The following is a 15582-nucleotide window of genomic DNA, read 5'->3' as shown; positions in this document are numbered from 1 at the left end:
ACGCAGCCAGCGTTTTGAAACAGCGTGCTACCAAGCCTAAATCCAATAAAAAAGGTTCCCCGAGTGTCCCCTAAAGATGTACTAACCGCCCGTCTGCAGGCACGCAGTGCCCGTATTGGAATCATTGGCCTTGGATATGTCGGACTTCCCCTTGCCCTTACATACTCTAATGCGGGATACGCTGTCCTGGGGATGGATATAGATGAGGACAAGGTCCACACACTCAACCACGGCCAGAGCTATATAGAGCGAATATCCCCGGCTTCAGTTACCCATGCCAGGGAATACGGCTTTCAGGCTACAACCGACTTCAGCCTGGCAGCCACATGTGATGCCCTGATTATCTGTGTTCCAACCCCGCTCTCACAGCACAGAGAACCCGACCTCAGCTTCGTCATAAGCACAATAGAAAGCATTACACCATATCTTCGTGAGGGCCAGGTGGTATCGCTGGAGAGCACCACTTACCCGGGTACCACAGAAGAAGAACTGAAGCCCAGGATCGAAAGCCAAGGGCTCAAGGTCGGCGAAGACGTATTTCTCATATACTCCCCTGAACGGGAAGACCCGGGTAACTCGCAGTATGAAACCCGAACCATACCCAAAGTAGTCGGCGGACAGACAAGCGCATGCCTTGAAGTGGGAAAAGCCCTTTATCAAAGCGCTATTGAACAGGTTGTTGCCGTCAGCAGCACCAGGGCCGCTGAAATGACCAAGCTACTGGAAAACATTCACCGGGCGGTGAACATTGGCCTGGTAAACGAAATGAAGCTTGTCGCCGATCGCATGGGAGTCGATATATTTGAAGTGATTGATGCAGCTGCTACAAAGCCCTTTGGGTTTACGCCCTATTATCCAGGCCCGGGGCTAGGCGGCCACTGCATCCCAATTGATCCTTACTACCTAACCTGGAAAGCGCGAGAATATGGAATAAACACGCGTTTTATCGAGCTCTCTGGTGAAATCAATCGAGCAATGCCAGAGTATGTCGTCAGAAAATTGATCGATGGGCTCAACCGTCACAGCAAGCCCCTGAACGGAAGTCGAATCCTGATCCTGGGAATTTCCTACAAGAAGAACGTGGACGACATGCGAGAGTCGCCCGCTGTAGAAATAATGCAGCGCATTCAGGATCTGGGTGGCGTGATTTCCTACTGCGACCCCCACGTGCCGGTTTTCCCAACAATACGAAAAGCAAATTTTGAACTCAGCAGCGTTGAATTAACCCGGGAGAATCTCACTACCTTTGACGCGGTCGTCCTGACGACAAACCACGATTCATTCGACTATTCAGCTATTCTTGAGTACGCGAACCTCATCATTGACACCCGTGGTGTTTACCGCGCAAAAAGGCACAACGTCATTCATGCCTGATAATATGTAGCGCAATCGGCTTCCTTATCGCCATCCAGCACACCAGGCTGCCAGTTAGTTTGAAAACAATCATAAAAAAGAGATGAAATGAAACTGAAAATAGAATACACAGCCTCACTGATGATTCTCCAGGCACCTGGGATCTAGCTCAATTAATTCTTGAATGAACTGCATAAAGCAAAGAAACATCACGAACCCCAATATACTCAGCACTCTTTTTAGTAAGCTGATGGGCCTGGCGGCATTAAAAGCCGTATCTCTGCCTCTCATGCTGGCGAGCACTGTTTTATTGACGAGAGCCTTGGAAGTGGAATCATTTGGGCAATACGCATTTTGTGTAGCCCTTATCCCACTACTATCGCTTCCACTATCAGGTGGGCTAAACCAGCTACTAACCCGCGAGGTTTCGAAATACGCCCAGAAAAATAGATGGGGCCACTTCAAAGGGATTATTAACTCCAGTTTTCATTGGGTAATCACGGGTTTTCTACTCGTTGCGGGAGTTTACCTAATCTTGACCTGGAGCAGCCTATCGGAACGTGCATGGTGGCAATTCATACCGCTCGTTTTACTGGCCGTCCTACTCACCAGTCTAAAGGACATATTTGAGAGCGTATTACGCGGCTTGAAACAACCGGTATATGGATCATTGCCAGAACAATTCATTAAACCCCTAGCGTTACTTGCATTCATCACCCTTTTCTATTTTATTGATGAGATTGACGTCTACACTGCCTTATGGTCAACCGTTGCGGCCTGTTTATTTTCCCTGTTGCTTGCCTTTTATTTTTGGCTGAAAAAAAAGCCAAAAATCGAAAGAGCAATCCCTGCCACCTATGAACGGCCCATCTGGCTCAAGGCAATACTGCCATTCTCCCTAATAAGCCTGACCTATACCCTGAACTCCAATATTGGGGTTGTTATACTGGGAGGAATAGGGGCAGATGCCGATGCAGCCGCACTCAGGGTTGCCGAGCGTCTTGTTCAGATTGTATCGTTGCCACTTCTCATCGTGAACAGCCTGATTGCACCCTACTTTGCAGAATACTGGGGTAACGGGGACCACAAACAATTAGAGAAGCTATCTAAATACACTGCTCGAATAGCGCTTGCCTTCGCATTACCTCTTGGTGTACTGATCTTTCTTTTCGGAGAACCCCTATTAGGGTTTGTCTTCGGGAAGGAATACAGCGAAATTTCTTACATTCCTCTTCTTATCATCACACTTGCGCAACTTGTAAATGTTTTCATGGGGTCGGTTGGGCTATTGTTGTCGATGAGCGGCCATGAGCGATACACACTTCTGGGCCAATTCACTGCTTTACTGGTTAACATTACACTATGTATGTTACTGATCCCTCCCTACGGTGCTACGGGGGCGGCTCTTGGAATTGCAGCAAGCCTAATCACCTGGAATTTGCTTCTCGGCCGGCTGGTTAAAAAGCACCTGAAAGTATCACCCGGCGTTATATGACAGACTATTCACCGGATCATTTGAACAGTATTTGGGGTATTAAATGAAAGCTCTAATTTATGGTATCGATGGAGGGGACAACCGAATATTCGACTATTTCCACATGCCATTTTATCAAAAAATCAAAAAGAGCTTCACTCAAATCCCGCTCAATGAGGATCTTATCAACCGAGGCTGGAGTGAAATAGTAACAGGCAAAGAAGGCAAGGACACAGGCGGGCTCTACATATCCCCGATGCTGGACGGCTCCACTAAATTCTCCATGAAGTACAGCATTTCAGAAGTGCCCCAAAATACAGATATCCAACTTCTATGGGAAGCGATCGGAAACAATGCAAAGGTCGGGATAATGAATGTCCCCTCCCTTAACCCTGTAGCACCAGTAAACGGCTTTGCTGTCGGCAGCGCAGGCGCTGGCATTAGTAAAATTGATCAAATCGACAGTGATATCGCTTACCCCCAGTCCGCTATTGACTATCTGAGAAAATCAGGCTACATCCCGGATATCAGACTCGGGCCTTCTGGCATCACGGATGTTGATGAGCTTTTCTCCAAATTAAAGGAGATGGAGAAAAAGCGTGTAGACTCGTTCATACACCTGGCAAATCAGACAGAAATTGATTTTGGCCTGCTGATTGACCGTGGTACAACCGTCGTACAGTATCTTTTCCTGAGTGAAATTAATGCCCTTATGGATCGGGATGCTGATAAAACTCCCAGCTTCCCGCCCTCGGCGAAGATTGAAAACCTGTTACGGGATTTTTATAGCTTTGTCGACGATAATATACATCGACTTTACAAGAGCCTGGCTCCAGACCACTTTATCCTGACGGCAGACCATGGCCACGAGGCCATGACACACCATTGCAACCCAAACAACCTACTGAGTCTTCACGGCTACTACGATTCAGGAAAAGTAGGTGGAGAAAGCTTCGTATCACACATATACAGATCCCTATTCGAGAGAATCCCCAGAAAGTACCGGGCTCGAATAAGAAACCTGCTCTCCTCCACAGTCGTCGACAAGGTAGAGCGAATAGGAACTGGATTTAATAGGGAGAACACCCTGGCTTTTTCCCACTGGTATATGCCTGGAATCTACCTAAATGATTCGCGATTCAACGGCCCTGTTCGGGATCACCAGAGAGACTCACTGATAGAAGAGCTCTGCAAACTGGTAAATAATGATGAAGTATCGATAAAGCATGGAATAACTGCTTCACGGTACAGGGAGAAATACTCTTCTTCACTGTATGGGGAAAAACTACCAGACATAAAGCTCAATATGCCTGACTACATTTTCCCTACCTGCAGAGGCAAATCGTATATTTCCAAAAACCCACTATATGGACCCGTCACCAGTCTCGAAAATGTACAATCTGACATGCATACCGGGACAAAAGGTAGCCAACCACTGTGTCTTGTAGATCCGGCAACCGCCGCACATCTCGACAAAAGGGATCCAGACAACCTTACCGTTGTCTACAAACTGGTCAAAAGAGTATTTGAATCCGCAACACAATAAGGCGGGCAAGCCCGGAAAATTGTTTCAAGCAGATAGATTTATGCGCGCACCACAAACCCTAATCGTTACTTTACATAGATCATTGAATTTTGGCGCCTTTTTGCAAGCATACGCCTTGCAGGAAGTCCTCAAATCAAAAGGGCTTCAGGTAGCGTTTCTGGATCACTACAACCTACCACAAACAATAAAGCGATATTTTGTCCTTCTAAAGCCCAAAGATCTAACACCCAAGGGCATCTTATTCAATATCCGGAAACTCGCGGAATTTCGTAAAGCAGATAAATACCTGGACACTGCGAAATCCTTCTCGTCAGTTAACAGCGTCTTCCTTGGTTCTGATGAAATCTGGAATATTAAGAATTCATCTTTTTATCCCGCTCCGGAGTTTTTTGGCCTGAACATACCAAAAACCCTCAAGAAATTTTCGTATGCCCCGTGCGCTGGCAACACTACGACCAGGGACATGCTCTCAGTAAAAGAAATTGCTGCATCCTTGGAGAAAATGGACCGAATCTCCGCCCGGGACCAGCATACGGCCTCCCTGGTCAGGGATATTGCCCCCGGGAAAAATGTCGCTCATGTCCTGGACCCAACCTTCTTGTTTGATTTCTCGAATAACGAAGTAGAGTTCAACATAGAGCAACCCTATGCACTGCTCTATAGCTACAAAATGCCAACCTCCAGGGCACGAGAAATCAGGGACTACGCCGACCGAATGGGCCTCATCCTCGTCTCACCAGGCTTCAATAATGCCTGGTGCGATAAGGTACTGTCATGCAGCCCGTTCGAGTTCTTGACACTCGTCAAAAATGCCGAGTGCGTGATTACCGACACTTTTCACGGGACGGTATTTGCTATCAAATACCGAAAAGACTTTGTCAGCTATTGCCAGAATAAAGAGAAGGTTAGATTGCTATTAGAGGAATTTGGACTGGAGTCTTCTTCGATAATTGATGGAGAACTCAGCAACACCAAGGAGATTTCAACGGATCACAAAAACACCGGTCAGTTGCTGCATGAAAAGCTGAAAACAAGCAATTCGTACCTGAACGATTGTATCAACTTCATGAAAGGCGGTGATGAATGATTTTTCCAGACACGGTAGATTCGAGATCTGAAACAAGCTCCTCCCAACCGGGAACAAATATGTCACATTCTTCAGGTGCTTTAATCTGTGCGACTACAGCTTCAGCCAATTCACCAGCATCTCCCGGTGAGTACAATTGGCGAGGCTTTCCAGAGAGCATACTGGACATAGCCCCAACATCTGCCGCTACAATTTTCCGTCCGCAAGCTAGCATTTCATATGCCTTTTGCGGGAAACAATAGCGCCCAAATTCATCATCAGCCACAGTCACTACACCAACATCTAACGCGTTGAAAAAGTCCACCATCTGCCTGTAAGGCAGCTCACCGAGCATATGCACGTTTCCCCCTTCAGGAGGAGTGAGCCCCTTCTCTACACTACCAGCTAAAACAAGATGTGCGCCTGGAATTTTACTTTCTATTCTTTCCCAAGCATCGTATAACGTCGACAAGCCCTTTCTTCGAGATAACCTTCCTGCCGTCCCGACAAACACCCCACTTGTTGGTAAACCAAGATTTCTACGCGCTGAAAACCTGTCAGTTTCTCTGAAAAGATCTTTATCAACAGAATTACCAAGAACAAAAACGGGACATACCGGGTCATAACGTCGCACAACCAGGGCCCTCAAAGGCTCACTCACAACCGTGACCATATCGGCGGACCTGACTGCGTAGCGAAGCAACGACGTAAAACCCGGTATCTTTGCCTGACCAAAACTTTCGAAATTGTCATAAAGATCGACAATGCAAGGTCTTTGCAATCGCTTAGCCAACCAGGTCGCACAGGCAACATGGGGAATATCCGAGGCGCCAATTATGAGATCCGCCTCAAAGCTCTCGACCTTTTCTAAAAGCTTTCTCGGGTAGGGCAACAGCCTTAAAAGCTGGCTCTTACTCACTGACAGGGATTCAAAGCGCAGGGTCCCCGGTTCAGCACTATGGCTCCAGATCCCTCCTCCGGCGCCTCTATAATCGACGCAATACACCCGAACGGAATGGCCAAGCCGCGCCAACTGCAAGGGAAACTCATATAGCCGCCCAAATCGATCATGAATCAAGTCCCGGCCACTGTAATATTGCTTGCAGATGAATGCGATTTTCATGGGCGCCACCGAAAGCCGGAACTCGACACTAAGGTATTAATCAATATGTAGAAAGGGCATTGGCCACCACTTCTGACGGGCTAGGTCCAGACTGCAGCTCTGGACGCCTGTAATCCTTATAATTCTTACAGAAATCCTCAACGACTGACTCCACATAACAACTTAAAATGCAGTTTTGACCTATCCCTTCCTGGCGTTCTGTTGCCTTACGTAACAACAGCAAAGGCTTACCCATATAGGAGCATTCCTCCTGATTGCTTCCACCGTCGCTCACTACAAACTCAGCCGCCTTCATGAGCCGAATAAAACGGAAATAGTCCAAACGAGGAATAATCTTTATATTTTTATTAGCCTTTACCCTGTCAAGTAACCCAAACTTCTTCAGCGCTTTCTCTGTGGGCTTGTGCATGACAAACAAAAGTCGATGCTTTCTGGCTATGACTTCCACCAGCCTTACAACCCTTTCAAGCGAAGCCAAACTTCCTATGTTTTCATACCTATGCAGGGTCACTATCCCGAATGCACCATCAGCGAACTCAGCAGAGAGGCTGTCATTTTCGGAATCACTTACTGATGCCAACGAGTCATACAGAGTATTTCCGAATAAGTTGACCTTTTCCCCCTTCACGCCAGAAAGATTAGCAATCGCCTTCTCATCCTGACAGAAAAAAACATTTGCCAACCGAAAAACTGCCACACGGGTCAACTCTTCAGGAAAGGGATTGAAATAGTCAAATGAGCGAAGGCCGGATTCAACATGGCCGACATGCATGCCGGCGAGCCTGCCCATCAGCGCGCCTACGAGAGTAGAAACTGTGTCGCCGTGCACAAGGACAATGTCCTGCTTACTACTGCCACTCCCGAAAACCTTCTTATTATTCAGCACTGAAAATACGAGGACTCTTACCGACCAGAACAGCATTGAAGAGATCGATGTGATATCCCTACCACGATACAAGTAAAAATCCGGTTCCGGCAGCCCAAAATTAGTCAATATTTCAGACATTGTATCGTTGTGCTGGCCAGTGGATATGTATCGATATGGTATATTCTTATCTCTCAACTGACACAAAATGGGTGCCATCTTGATAAGCTGAGCCTTGGTTCCAATAACAACATGTATCATTTTTCTTTATACATCAGAGCTGTTATTTGCTCAGACACCAACCCCACGAGAAATATTTGCACCGCGGACACCATCAATAGGGCGGACATGTTTGTAAACGTCCCCATTTCCAGGTAGGTATACAGGTAACGGCCAAGGCCCAGGAAAAAAGTTAAAACGGCTATCGGAAAGAATACCTTTAACGGTGAATAAAGAGTTGCCACCTTGAAGATAATGAGCACAAAGCGAATACCGTCCTTCAGTGGACTAATATGACTCTTCCCCAAACGTTTTTGTACGCTGATAGGGTAATAGATTACCGAATAGCCGCTCCTGAAAAACGCCATCGTCGATGTCGTAGGATATGAGAATCCGTTAGGGAGCAAGCTTAGAAATTGCGAGAATTTATTTGCCTTTACGGCCCTGAAGCCTGAGGTTAAATCTTCTATCTTGTGCCCTGTAACAAAGCTCGCAAAGCGGTTATAAAACTTATTTGCGAGATGCCTTGCCTTACTCGCCTGCCCGCCCTGGTCCCTGGACCCGACCACCATGTCGGCATCGTTTTCTTTCATTGCATCCAGAAGCCCTGGAATTTCCTCAGGCTGATGCTGCCCATCGGCATCCATGAAGACCACCAGGTCACCATGAGCCTCACGAAAGCCTTTCTTGATTGCAGCCCCATTCCCCAGGCTCTGTTCGTGACGAAACACTCGTGCGCCATGAACACGCGCCACTTCGGAGGTATCATCATCTGAGCCATCATCTACCACAACAAGCTCATCATATCCCCCCTGGGATATCAGGCGAGGCAACCACTGCCGCAGGTTTTCCGCTTCGTTTTTGGCTGGAACTACCACGCTGACGGAAAGCTGTTTACCCATCACATTTGCCCCATAACGCATTCTTTTGTCAGATTACTTATAAGCAACGCGTGCTCGCGCTGATAATATTCTTTCTGTGCTGGAGGCAGGTCTCCTACATCTATCAACGACTCCTTGAAGTCACTGGAAAATGCCAAAGCTACCTCACAATGGCCGTCACTTGCCATCACAGACAGCGACTTCATAAAGGTGCCAATCCTCGGCCGGATCCTCACGGCCCTGGAGAAATTTTTGCTGGCTGCGACCGCATCACCCTGGTGCGAGCTGATCACGCCGGAGAAATAGTACAGCTGATGAACGAAGCCATCGGATGTTTGCGCCACCGGATTTTCCATTAACGCCCCAAGCACTCTTTGTGCATACTCAGGACTCAGTGATTGACAAGCGCCCGTCTTTGTTACACCAATAAATGTTTCAATTAATGTGGTCAATCTCGGGTCAAAGGGCTCGGTACTGGCAATTTCCAGAAGATTAGCCTTGCCGGCTTCGAGGTCATAACCGAGGGAGCACTCAAGAAGCACCTTATGCAGCAGGACTGCGTGGCTCCCAGGCCTTGCCTGATGCGCCCTGTCCAGAACCTTCAGCGCCTCCCCCGGGTATCCGGCGCGAGTGAGGGCGATTGCTGCCGAGCGCTGGGCCCTTATCGACCCAGGTGCCTCCTCGGCCCAGGCTTTTGCTAACGAAACATTGCTCTTCCACAAATCCACCTGGTAAAAAAGCAACAGAACAGTGAGAAGTGATATCCCGGCGGTTGCCACCACTTTCGCCGGTGATTGAAGTTTCATCACGAGCTGGGCCAGCGGTACAAACAGGAATACTGCCGGAAGGTAATTTCGGTGCTCGAAGTATAGCTCCAGCCCTACTGTAGTAGACTCAATCAGGTGACCTGCCAGGAAAAACATTACCGCGAGAGAGAAGAATGGCCACTTGCCTCTTCTTGCGAAGGCCACTACACCAACCAGCAGAATCCCTATAACGCTTACCAGTGTTGTAATGGGTCTAAGCAGTGATGTAGATAGCGTGTAATCATCATGGAACAGGCCGCTACCGGTCGCGCGGAAACTGAACAGGTTCAGCAGGTACTCCCAAAGAATCCGGCTCTCTGACAGCAGGCGCTCATAGGGAGAAAATCCGCGCCCGGGCCAATCTGCATGCAGGCCGTTTTTAAAGGGGATATACAGCAGGTACGCCAAGATACAGAGCGTGGGCAACTGCAGGCAAATCATCCTCCAATACCGGGCGAGCGGCTTCGTGTGCGAAAAGATTGTCGTCTCGATGACCAGCACCAGTATCGGCAGCAGGGCACCATTCTCCTTGCTCAATATAGCCAGCAGCCCCCAGAAACCAAGGGACCCCGTCATACCACCGTAAGCAAGCAGAGGTCGCGACTCAATGAATGAGCGAAAGTAGACGTGAGTCAGCAGGCCGGCCAACACAAATGTGGCCGAAAGCAGAGCCATTCGCTGGACGACGTAGAGGACAGTTGAAACAAACAGGGGATGGGCGAGCCACAGCAAGCTTCCCAGCAGTGCAATTGCGAAGCCCTGCCTTTCGGAGATCCCGAGAGACTTCTGCTTCAGTAGCACCAGTTGCAGCCAGAACAGCAAGCAGCCATTCAGGGCGTGGATGAGAATATTGGTATATTTAAAGCCTTCAGGAGTGGAAGGCCAGGAATTATCGTCAAGTAAAAAGCTGAGTAGAGCAATTGGGCGACCGGTGGGGCCGCTATGCCCCTGGGAGAGGTATAACCACAGGCTCTGCCAATCCTTAACCTCACCATGCGCACCCAGTGCGTTCAGGTTGGAAAAGTCATCAAAGAGGAAGGGTCCACTGGCACCGTGTAGGTATACGGCAATCACTAATAATGTGGCTACTGGCCAAGCCAGAGACGAGGTGGCTAATACATTTTTTCTGATCATGGAAGTAAAAGGCCGTCCCAGATTGGTCTGGAACGGCCATTCATTTTACAACTTAAAACTCTACCGTGCTAATTAGGTGCGACACTCAGACGGCAGGTACTTATTGTCAAGGGCAGTGCCTGTAAGACCCGGCACGCAGACCCAATCAATGGAACCAGAACTAGTTACCGGGCTCATGGAAATTGTTGCGTCCTGAATGGCCTCAGCAACATTAGAGGAAGCCATCTGCGCAGTGATTACACCATTAGTAACAGTGACGCCCTGTACGTTATCGCCGGTGACGTCTGCGGCAGCAGGAATTCCAAGTGATCCGCTGTCAGCATCATCAAATGAACCTTCAGTACTATAGATCTCAGTCACGGTGCTCTTCAGTCCACCCATAAGGTTAACAGCCTCAGTCACCTGGGCACGCGCGGTGTAGTCCTGGTAGGCCGGCAGCGCTACTGCAGCGAGAATACCGATGATCGCTACCACGATCATCAATTCAATAAGAGTAAAACCCTTTTGTTGTTTCATTGTAACCGTCTCCATACAGACATTGTTGTTCAAAGTGAAATCCCGTGAGGAAGTCGCGGTAAAAGATACAAGGTTTGTGCCAATTCGCGCAAGCTCGCCCTGGCCGCAAAACAGCGAATTTCCAGCCTATTTTTTAGCCGGCCTCATTCAAGCCAAGCGTCACACCGTAAAAAGTGACGAATATTGTCAGTTACACGCAAACAGCGGCACGCGTTAACGCAGCTGATCAATTTTTAATCGCAAGGTTCTCCATATACACCTCCTCCACGCTTCCGCTGTAGCCACGCCCCCAGCTACCACTGCTCAAAACACCTCCGTATGCACAGAACTTGGCAATAATTTGGCCTTAATCCCAACTAGGAAAAGGGGAGATTGGCCTTCAAGGGTGAATTCGATATATTGAGCCACTTGCTGTGCGCATTTCGAAATTCACCGCAAAACCCGGTATTCGGCGCTCCATGCAAGCACTTATCGTTTAAAAAATATACAAAATGCGCGTTCAAGCGTTGCTATCACCGAGAGTCAGCACGGTAGATCATGAGTAGTATTCCCCTCAGCGGCCTGGCCAAGCGACTGGTAGCCGACAAAAAACTGGACGAAGCCACCGCGGCCTCTGCCACAAAGGCAGCCCAGCGCGAGAACCAGACTTTTGCCCAGCATGCAGTAGAGGCCAAACTCATCAACAGTCGTGAGCTGGCCAGCACCGCCGCTCATGCATTCGGCTCACCTCTGTTTGACCTGGGTGCCTACAATTTCGAGCTGATCCCGCAGGGTGTGGTTGACGACAGGCTAATAAGCAAGCACTTCGCCCTGCCCCTCTATAAGCGTGGCAATCGGCTGTTTGTCGCTGTCGCAGACCCCACCAACCTGTCCGCGCTGGACGAAATCAATTTCAACACCGGCCTGAACACTGATGCCGTCCTGGTAGAAGCCGACAAGCTTGCCAAAGCTATCGATAGCTACCTGTCCCATAGCGGGGACATGGGAGCAGGTCTCGATGGCATGGACGATGAGGAACTGGACGCTCTCGATGTAGAAGGAAGTAACAAAGACCAGGGCCAGGATGACGATCCCGGCGGTGACGAAGCCCCGGTTGTCCGCTTTGTGAACAAGGTTCTACTGGATGCGATCAGGTCGGGCGCATCGGATATCCACTTCGAGCCGTATGAGAAGTCCTATCGGGTACGCTTCCGCACCGATGGCGTGCTGCACGAAATCGCCAACCCCCCAATTCAGCTTCAGGCTCGGATTTCAGCACGTTTGAAAGTCATGTCCAAGATGGACATCTCCGAACGCCGGGTTCCCCAGGACGGTCGCATCAAGATGAAGCTGTCCAAGACCAAGGCGATTGACTTCCGGGTCAACAGTTTGCCTACATTATGGGGCGAGAAGATTGTACTCCGGATTCTGGATCCGTCCTCAGCCAAAATGGGCATCGATGCCCTGGGGTATGAAGAAGACCAGAAGAAAATGTACATGGATGCCCTGGCCCAGCCACAGGGTATGATCCTCGTGACCGGCCCGACAGGTTCGGGTAAAACCGTCTCGCTTTACACCGGCCTGAACATCCTCAATACGCCTGAACGCAACATATCAACCGCGGAGGACCCGGTAGAGATTAATCTGGAGGGGATCAACCAGGTTAACGTTTCCAGTAAGGTCGGGCTTAATTTCGCTGAGGCCCTCCGTTCCTTCTTGCGGCAGGACCCCGATATTGTGATGGTAGGTGAGATCCGGGACCTGGAAACGGCAGAGATCGCAATCAAGGCTGCCCAAACGGGCCATCTGGTGCTATCCACCCTTCACACCAATTCCGCCCCCGAAACCCTGACCCGCCTGATGAATATGGGCGTGCCTACTTTCAATATCGCCACCTCTGTAAGCCTGATCATTGCCCAGCGGCTCGCACGTCGCCTCTGTAGCGAGTGCAAGAAGCCAGTCACCCTTCCAGCAGAGGTACTGAAAGAGGAGGGCTTCGACATGGTCAGCATCCCACAAAAAGAGTGGAAGATCTATCAGCCGGTGGGCTGTGAGCACTGCTCGAAGGGCTATAAAGGCCGGGTGGGTGTCTATGAAGTGGTTCGCATCACCCAAGGCATATCCCGAATTATCATGGAAGGTGGTAATTCCATCCAGATTGCCGACCAGGCTCGAAAAGAAGGGTTTAATAACCTTCGGAATTCGGCCCTGCGTAAGGTGGTAATGGGTGTGACAAGCCTTGAAGAGGCAAACCGCGTGACCAAGGACTGAGCATCCCCTCGGTATGGCCTATATCCTGGCCAGCGGCAGCGAAAATTAACGCTTCCCCAGTTACCCTGAGGAAGCCACCAATAGTTGAGCACAAGCGGTAAACCCGCGGCAGAATAACAACAGGAACGACACCATGGCCAATGCCACAGCAGTCGCATATGTCTACAAGGGTGTGGACAATAAAGGCAACAAGGTCGAGGGAGAAATCAACGGCACTACCCCCGCCCTGATCAAGGCACAGTTGCGCAAGCAGGGGATCATAGCCAACAAGGTCCAGAAGAAGCCGAAACCACTCTTTGGTGGAACAAAGAAGGTCAAACCCGCGGATATTGCGCTCTTTACTCGGCAGCTGGCCACAATGATGAAGGCTGGCGTACCCCTGGTGCAGAGCTTCGACATTGTGGCCGATGGCCTCGAGAACGATGGGGTGAGGGACCTCGTTTTCAAGATCCGGGATGATGTTTCATCGGGTACCGCATTTGCTGAAGCATTACGGAAACATCCGCTGTACTTCGATGATCTGTTCTGTAATCTTGTGGCCTCGGGTGAGCAGTCGGGTGCGCTGGAGACCATGCTGGACCGCATCGCCACCTACAAGGAAAAAACGGAACAGCTTAAAGCCAAAATAAAGAAGGCTATGACCTACCCGATCGCCGTTATTGTCGTTGCGATTGTGGTGACCTCTATCCTCCTAATCAAGGTGGTTCCCCAGTTTGCCCAGACCTTCTCCAGCTTCGGTGCAGACTTGCCTGCATTTACGCAAATGGTTGTTGCCATGTCTGAATGGATGCAGGCCAACTGGTTCATTGCCCTTATCCTGGCAGTGATCTCAATAGGGGGAACTCTTGAGGTAAAAAAACGTAACAAGAAAGTTTCCCGTTTCTTTGACCGACTGATGCTAAAACTGCCAATTATTGGAGCCATCACCTACAACTCTATTGCGGCACGCTTTGGCCGTACGCTCTCGACCACATTTGCAGCGGGTGTCCCCCTGATTGATGCGCTCAAGTCCGTTGCCGGGGCAACGGGTAACAGTGTCTATGAGGAAGCAACACTCAAGATCCGGGATTCAGTCGCCACCGGCATTCCGCTCAATGCCGCGCTGCGCAGTTCGGGACTGTATCCCTCCATGCTGGTGCAAATGGCCGCAATTGGCGAAGAATCCGGTGCCCTGGACGATATGCTGGCTAAGGCTGCCGATTTCTATGAGGAGGCCGTAGACAATATGGTGGACAACCTGACCACCCTGCTCGAGCCGATGATTATGGCCGTCCTGGGTATCCTGGTGGGCGGCCTGATGGTTGCCATGTATCTGCCTATCTTCCAGCTGGGCCAGGTGGTTTAAGAAAAGTAGCCAATGTTAGATTTTTTAGCTTCTTACCAGGCGCTGCTCCTGGGCAGCGCTATCGTTTTTGGTGCCATCATCGGCAGCTTCCTGAACGTGGTCATCTACCGCCTCCCCATCATGATGGAGCGCGAGTACAAGCGCGATTTCTACAGCTACTTTGGCCAGGAGCCCAGGGCAGGTGAAAAGGAACAACTGGAAGAGCCGTTCAACCTGGTGCTCCCCCACTCCCACTGCCCCAACTGCGATACCGAAATCAAGCCCTGGCACAATGTCCCCCTGGTCAGCTATCTGGCGCTGGGCGGAAAATGCAGTAACTGCGCTACGCCTATTTCCAAACGCTATCCGCTGGTGGAACTGGCCACCGGTATCCTGACCGCCATTGTGGTCTGGCAACTGGGCTTTACCTGGCAGGCGCTGGCGGGCTGTGTGTTTACCTGGGCACTGGTAGCGCTGACAGGCATCGATTTTGACAAGCAGCTGCTGCCGGACAACATCACCCTACCCCTGCTCTGGGCGGGGCTGCTGGTGAACTGCTGGGGGCTGTTTGTGCCGCTACAGGACGCGGTGGTTGGCGCCATTGCCGGTTACCTGGCGCTGTGGTCGGTCTACCATATCTTCAAGCTGCTGACCGGCAAGGAAGGCATGGGCGCCGGGGACTTCAAGATCCTGGCCGCTATCGGCGCCTGGTTTGGCTGGCAGATGCTGCCGCTGGTAATCCTGCTTTCGGCAGCGGTCGGCGCGGTCGCCGGCCTTACCTGGAGTGCTATTGCCGGGCGCGACAAGAACCTGCCCATTGCTTTCGGACCCTACCTGGCCGGTGCCGGCTGGATTGCGATGCTGTGGGGCGAGCAGTTGATGGGGTGGTACCTGAGTTATTCGGGGCTGGGCGGCTAACTTTATAGAAGCTGGTGGGTCGCGGCCAGCGGCCGCTCCTACGGGTGATGATTGCCGGTTTATTGACTGGTGACTGGTTCGCGGCCATGGGCCGCTCCCACGGGTGA

The 15582-nt window shown here is 50.3% G+C and carries 12 protein-coding genes; 7 read left to right on the top strand and 5 right to left on the bottom strand.

Translation table 11 applies throughout. The features are described 5' to 3' along the window. The first annotated feature begins 63 nt into the window (after positions 1-63). The 4 genes from LVE68_RS15420 (at position 64) to LVE68_RS15405 (ending at position 5460) form a co-directional block, all read left to right on the top strand. Entirely contained in the window at positions 64-1374 is a 1311-nt protein-coding gene (locus tag LVE68_RS15420; RefSeq protein WP_232941327.1) for a nucleotide sugar dehydrogenase, read from the top strand. Between the two features lie 163 nt (positions 1375-1537). Beyond that, the gene (locus LVE68_RS15415) at positions 1538-2848 is read left to right on the top strand and encodes an oligosaccharide flippase family protein (RefSeq protein WP_232941326.1); all 1311 of its coding nucleotides are present in this window, start codon (positions 1538-1540) and stop codon (positions 2846-2848) included. Between the two features lie 43 nt (positions 2849-2891). Beyond that, positions 2892-4373 (top strand): hypothetical protein, encoded by a 1482-nt coding sequence (locus tag LVE68_RS15410; RefSeq protein ID WP_232941325.1) that lies wholly within the window; start codon positions 2892-2894, stop codon positions 4371-4373. Between the two features lie 40 nt (positions 4374-4413). Beyond that, positions 4414-5460, top strand: a complete 1047-nt coding sequence (locus LVE68_RS15405) for a polysaccharide pyruvyl transferase family protein (protein WP_232941324.1) — start codon at positions 4414-4416, stop codon at positions 5458-5460. Here the strand turns inward: LVE68_RS15405 and LVE68_RS15400 are convergent. From LVE68_RS15400 to LVE68_RS15380, 5 genes are all read right to left on the bottom strand, one after another. After that, positions 5438-6562 carry a glycosyltransferase family 4 protein gene (locus LVE68_RS15400; RefSeq protein ID WP_232941323.1) on the bottom strand — a complete coding sequence of 375 codons (1125 nt, stop codon included), beginning with the start codon at positions 6560-6562 and terminating at the stop codon, positions 5438-5440. The two genes, LVE68_RS15405 and LVE68_RS15400, sit on opposite strands and share 23 nt — an antisense overlap. A gap of 40 nt (positions 6563-6602) precedes the next feature. After that, positions 6603-7646 (bottom strand): UDP-N-acetylglucosamine 2-epimerase, encoded by a 1044-nt coding sequence (locus LVE68_RS15395; RefSeq protein ID WP_255701185.1) that lies wholly within the window; start codon positions 7644-7646, stop codon positions 6603-6605. A 38-nt stretch (positions 7647-7684) separates the two neighbouring features. Continuing rightward, positions 7685-8548: a glycosyltransferase family 2 protein gene (locus tag LVE68_RS15390; protein ID WP_232941321.1), complete on the bottom strand. Its 864-nt coding sequence runs from the start codon at positions 8546-8548 to the stop codon at positions 7685-7687. Continuing rightward, the gene (locus LVE68_RS15385; protein ID WP_232941320.1) at positions 8548-10467 is read right to left on the bottom strand and encodes a hypothetical protein; all 1920 of its coding nucleotides are present in this window, start codon (positions 10465-10467) and stop codon (positions 8548-8550) included. The genes LVE68_RS15390 and LVE68_RS15385 overlap by 1 nt, the downstream gene beginning before the upstream one ends. 72 nt (positions 10468-10539) lie before the next feature. Then, positions 10540-10983 (bottom strand): pilin, encoded by a 444-nt coding sequence (locus LVE68_RS15380; RefSeq protein ID WP_305080387.1) that lies wholly within the window; start codon positions 10981-10983, stop codon positions 10540-10542. Between the two features lie 537 nt (positions 10984-11520). On the opposite strand from LVE68_RS15380, the gene pilB reads away from it, so the two are divergent. The 3 genes from pilB to LVE68_RS15360 all read left to right on the top strand — a co-directional run bounded on the left by pilB (position 11521) and on the right by LVE68_RS15360 (position 15475). Further along, entirely contained in the window at positions 11521-13233 is a 1713-nt protein-coding gene (gene pilB / locus LVE68_RS15370) for a type IV-A pilus assembly ATPase PilB (protein ID WP_232941319.1), read from the top strand. A 133-nt stretch (positions 13234-13366) separates the two neighbouring features. Next, on the top strand, positions 13367-14578 hold the full coding sequence (locus LVE68_RS15365) for a type II secretion system F family protein (RefSeq protein ID WP_232941318.1): 1212 nt from the start codon (positions 13367-13369) through the stop codon (positions 14576-14578). Between the two features lie 12 nt (positions 14579-14590). Beyond that, a complete protein-coding gene (locus LVE68_RS15360; protein ID WP_232941317.1) occupies positions 14591-15475 on the top strand; it encodes a prepilin peptidase in 885 nt (294 codons plus the stop codon). Positions 15476-15582: the final 107 nt, after the last annotated feature.

Origin of the sequence: Microbulbifer sp. YPW16 (genome assembly GCF_021290385.1) — a bacterium.
In the GTDB taxonomy this organism is placed as follows: Bacteria; Pseudomonadota; Gammaproteobacteria; order Pseudomonadales; family Cellvibrionaceae; genus Microbulbifer; species Microbulbifer zhoushanensis.
Note: the sequence above shows the minus strand (reverse complement) of the source record. Positions and strands in the feature narration are given on the sequence as shown.

Coding starts and splice junctions, on each gene's coding strand:
- LVE68_RS15415 (WP_232941326.1), top strand. CDS start 1,538: ATGAACTGCATAAAGCAAAGAAACATCACGAACCCCAATATACTCAGC.
- LVE68_RS15410 (WP_232941325.1), top strand. CDS start 2,892: ATGAAAGCTCTAATTTATGGTATCGATGGAGGGGACAACCGAATATTC.
- LVE68_RS15405 (WP_232941324.1), top strand. CDS start 4,414: ATGCGCGCACCACAAACCCTAATCGTTACTTTACATAGATCATTGAAT.
- LVE68_RS15400 (WP_232941323.1), bottom strand. CDS start 6,562: ATGAAAATCGCATTCATCTGCAAGCAATATTACAGTGGCCGGGACTTG.
- LVE68_RS15395 (WP_255701185.1), bottom strand. CDS start 7,646: ATGGCACCCATTTTGTGTCAGTTGAGAGATAAGAATATACCATATCGA.
- LVE68_RS15390 (WP_232941321.1), bottom strand. CDS start 8,548: ATGGGTAAACAGCTTTCCGTCAGCGTGGTAGTTCCAGCCAAAAACGAA.
- LVE68_RS15385 (WP_232941320.1), bottom strand. CDS start 10,467: ATGATCAGAAAAAATGTATTAGCCACCTCGTCTCTGGCTTGGCCAGTA.
- LVE68_RS15380 (WP_305080387.1), bottom strand. CDS start 10,983: ATGAAACAACAAAAGGGTTTTACTCTTATTGAATTGATGATCGTGGTA.
- pilB (WP_232941319.1), top strand. CDS start 11,521: ATGAGTAGTATTCCCCTCAGCGGCCTGGCCAAGCGACTGGTAGCCGAC.
- LVE68_RS15365 (WP_232941318.1), top strand. CDS start 13,367: ATGGCCAATGCCACAGCAGTCGCATATGTCTACAAGGGTGTGGACAAT.
- LVE68_RS15360 (WP_232941317.1), top strand. CDS start 14,591: ATGTTAGATTTTTTAGCTTCTTACCAGGCGCTGCTCCTGGGCAGCGCT.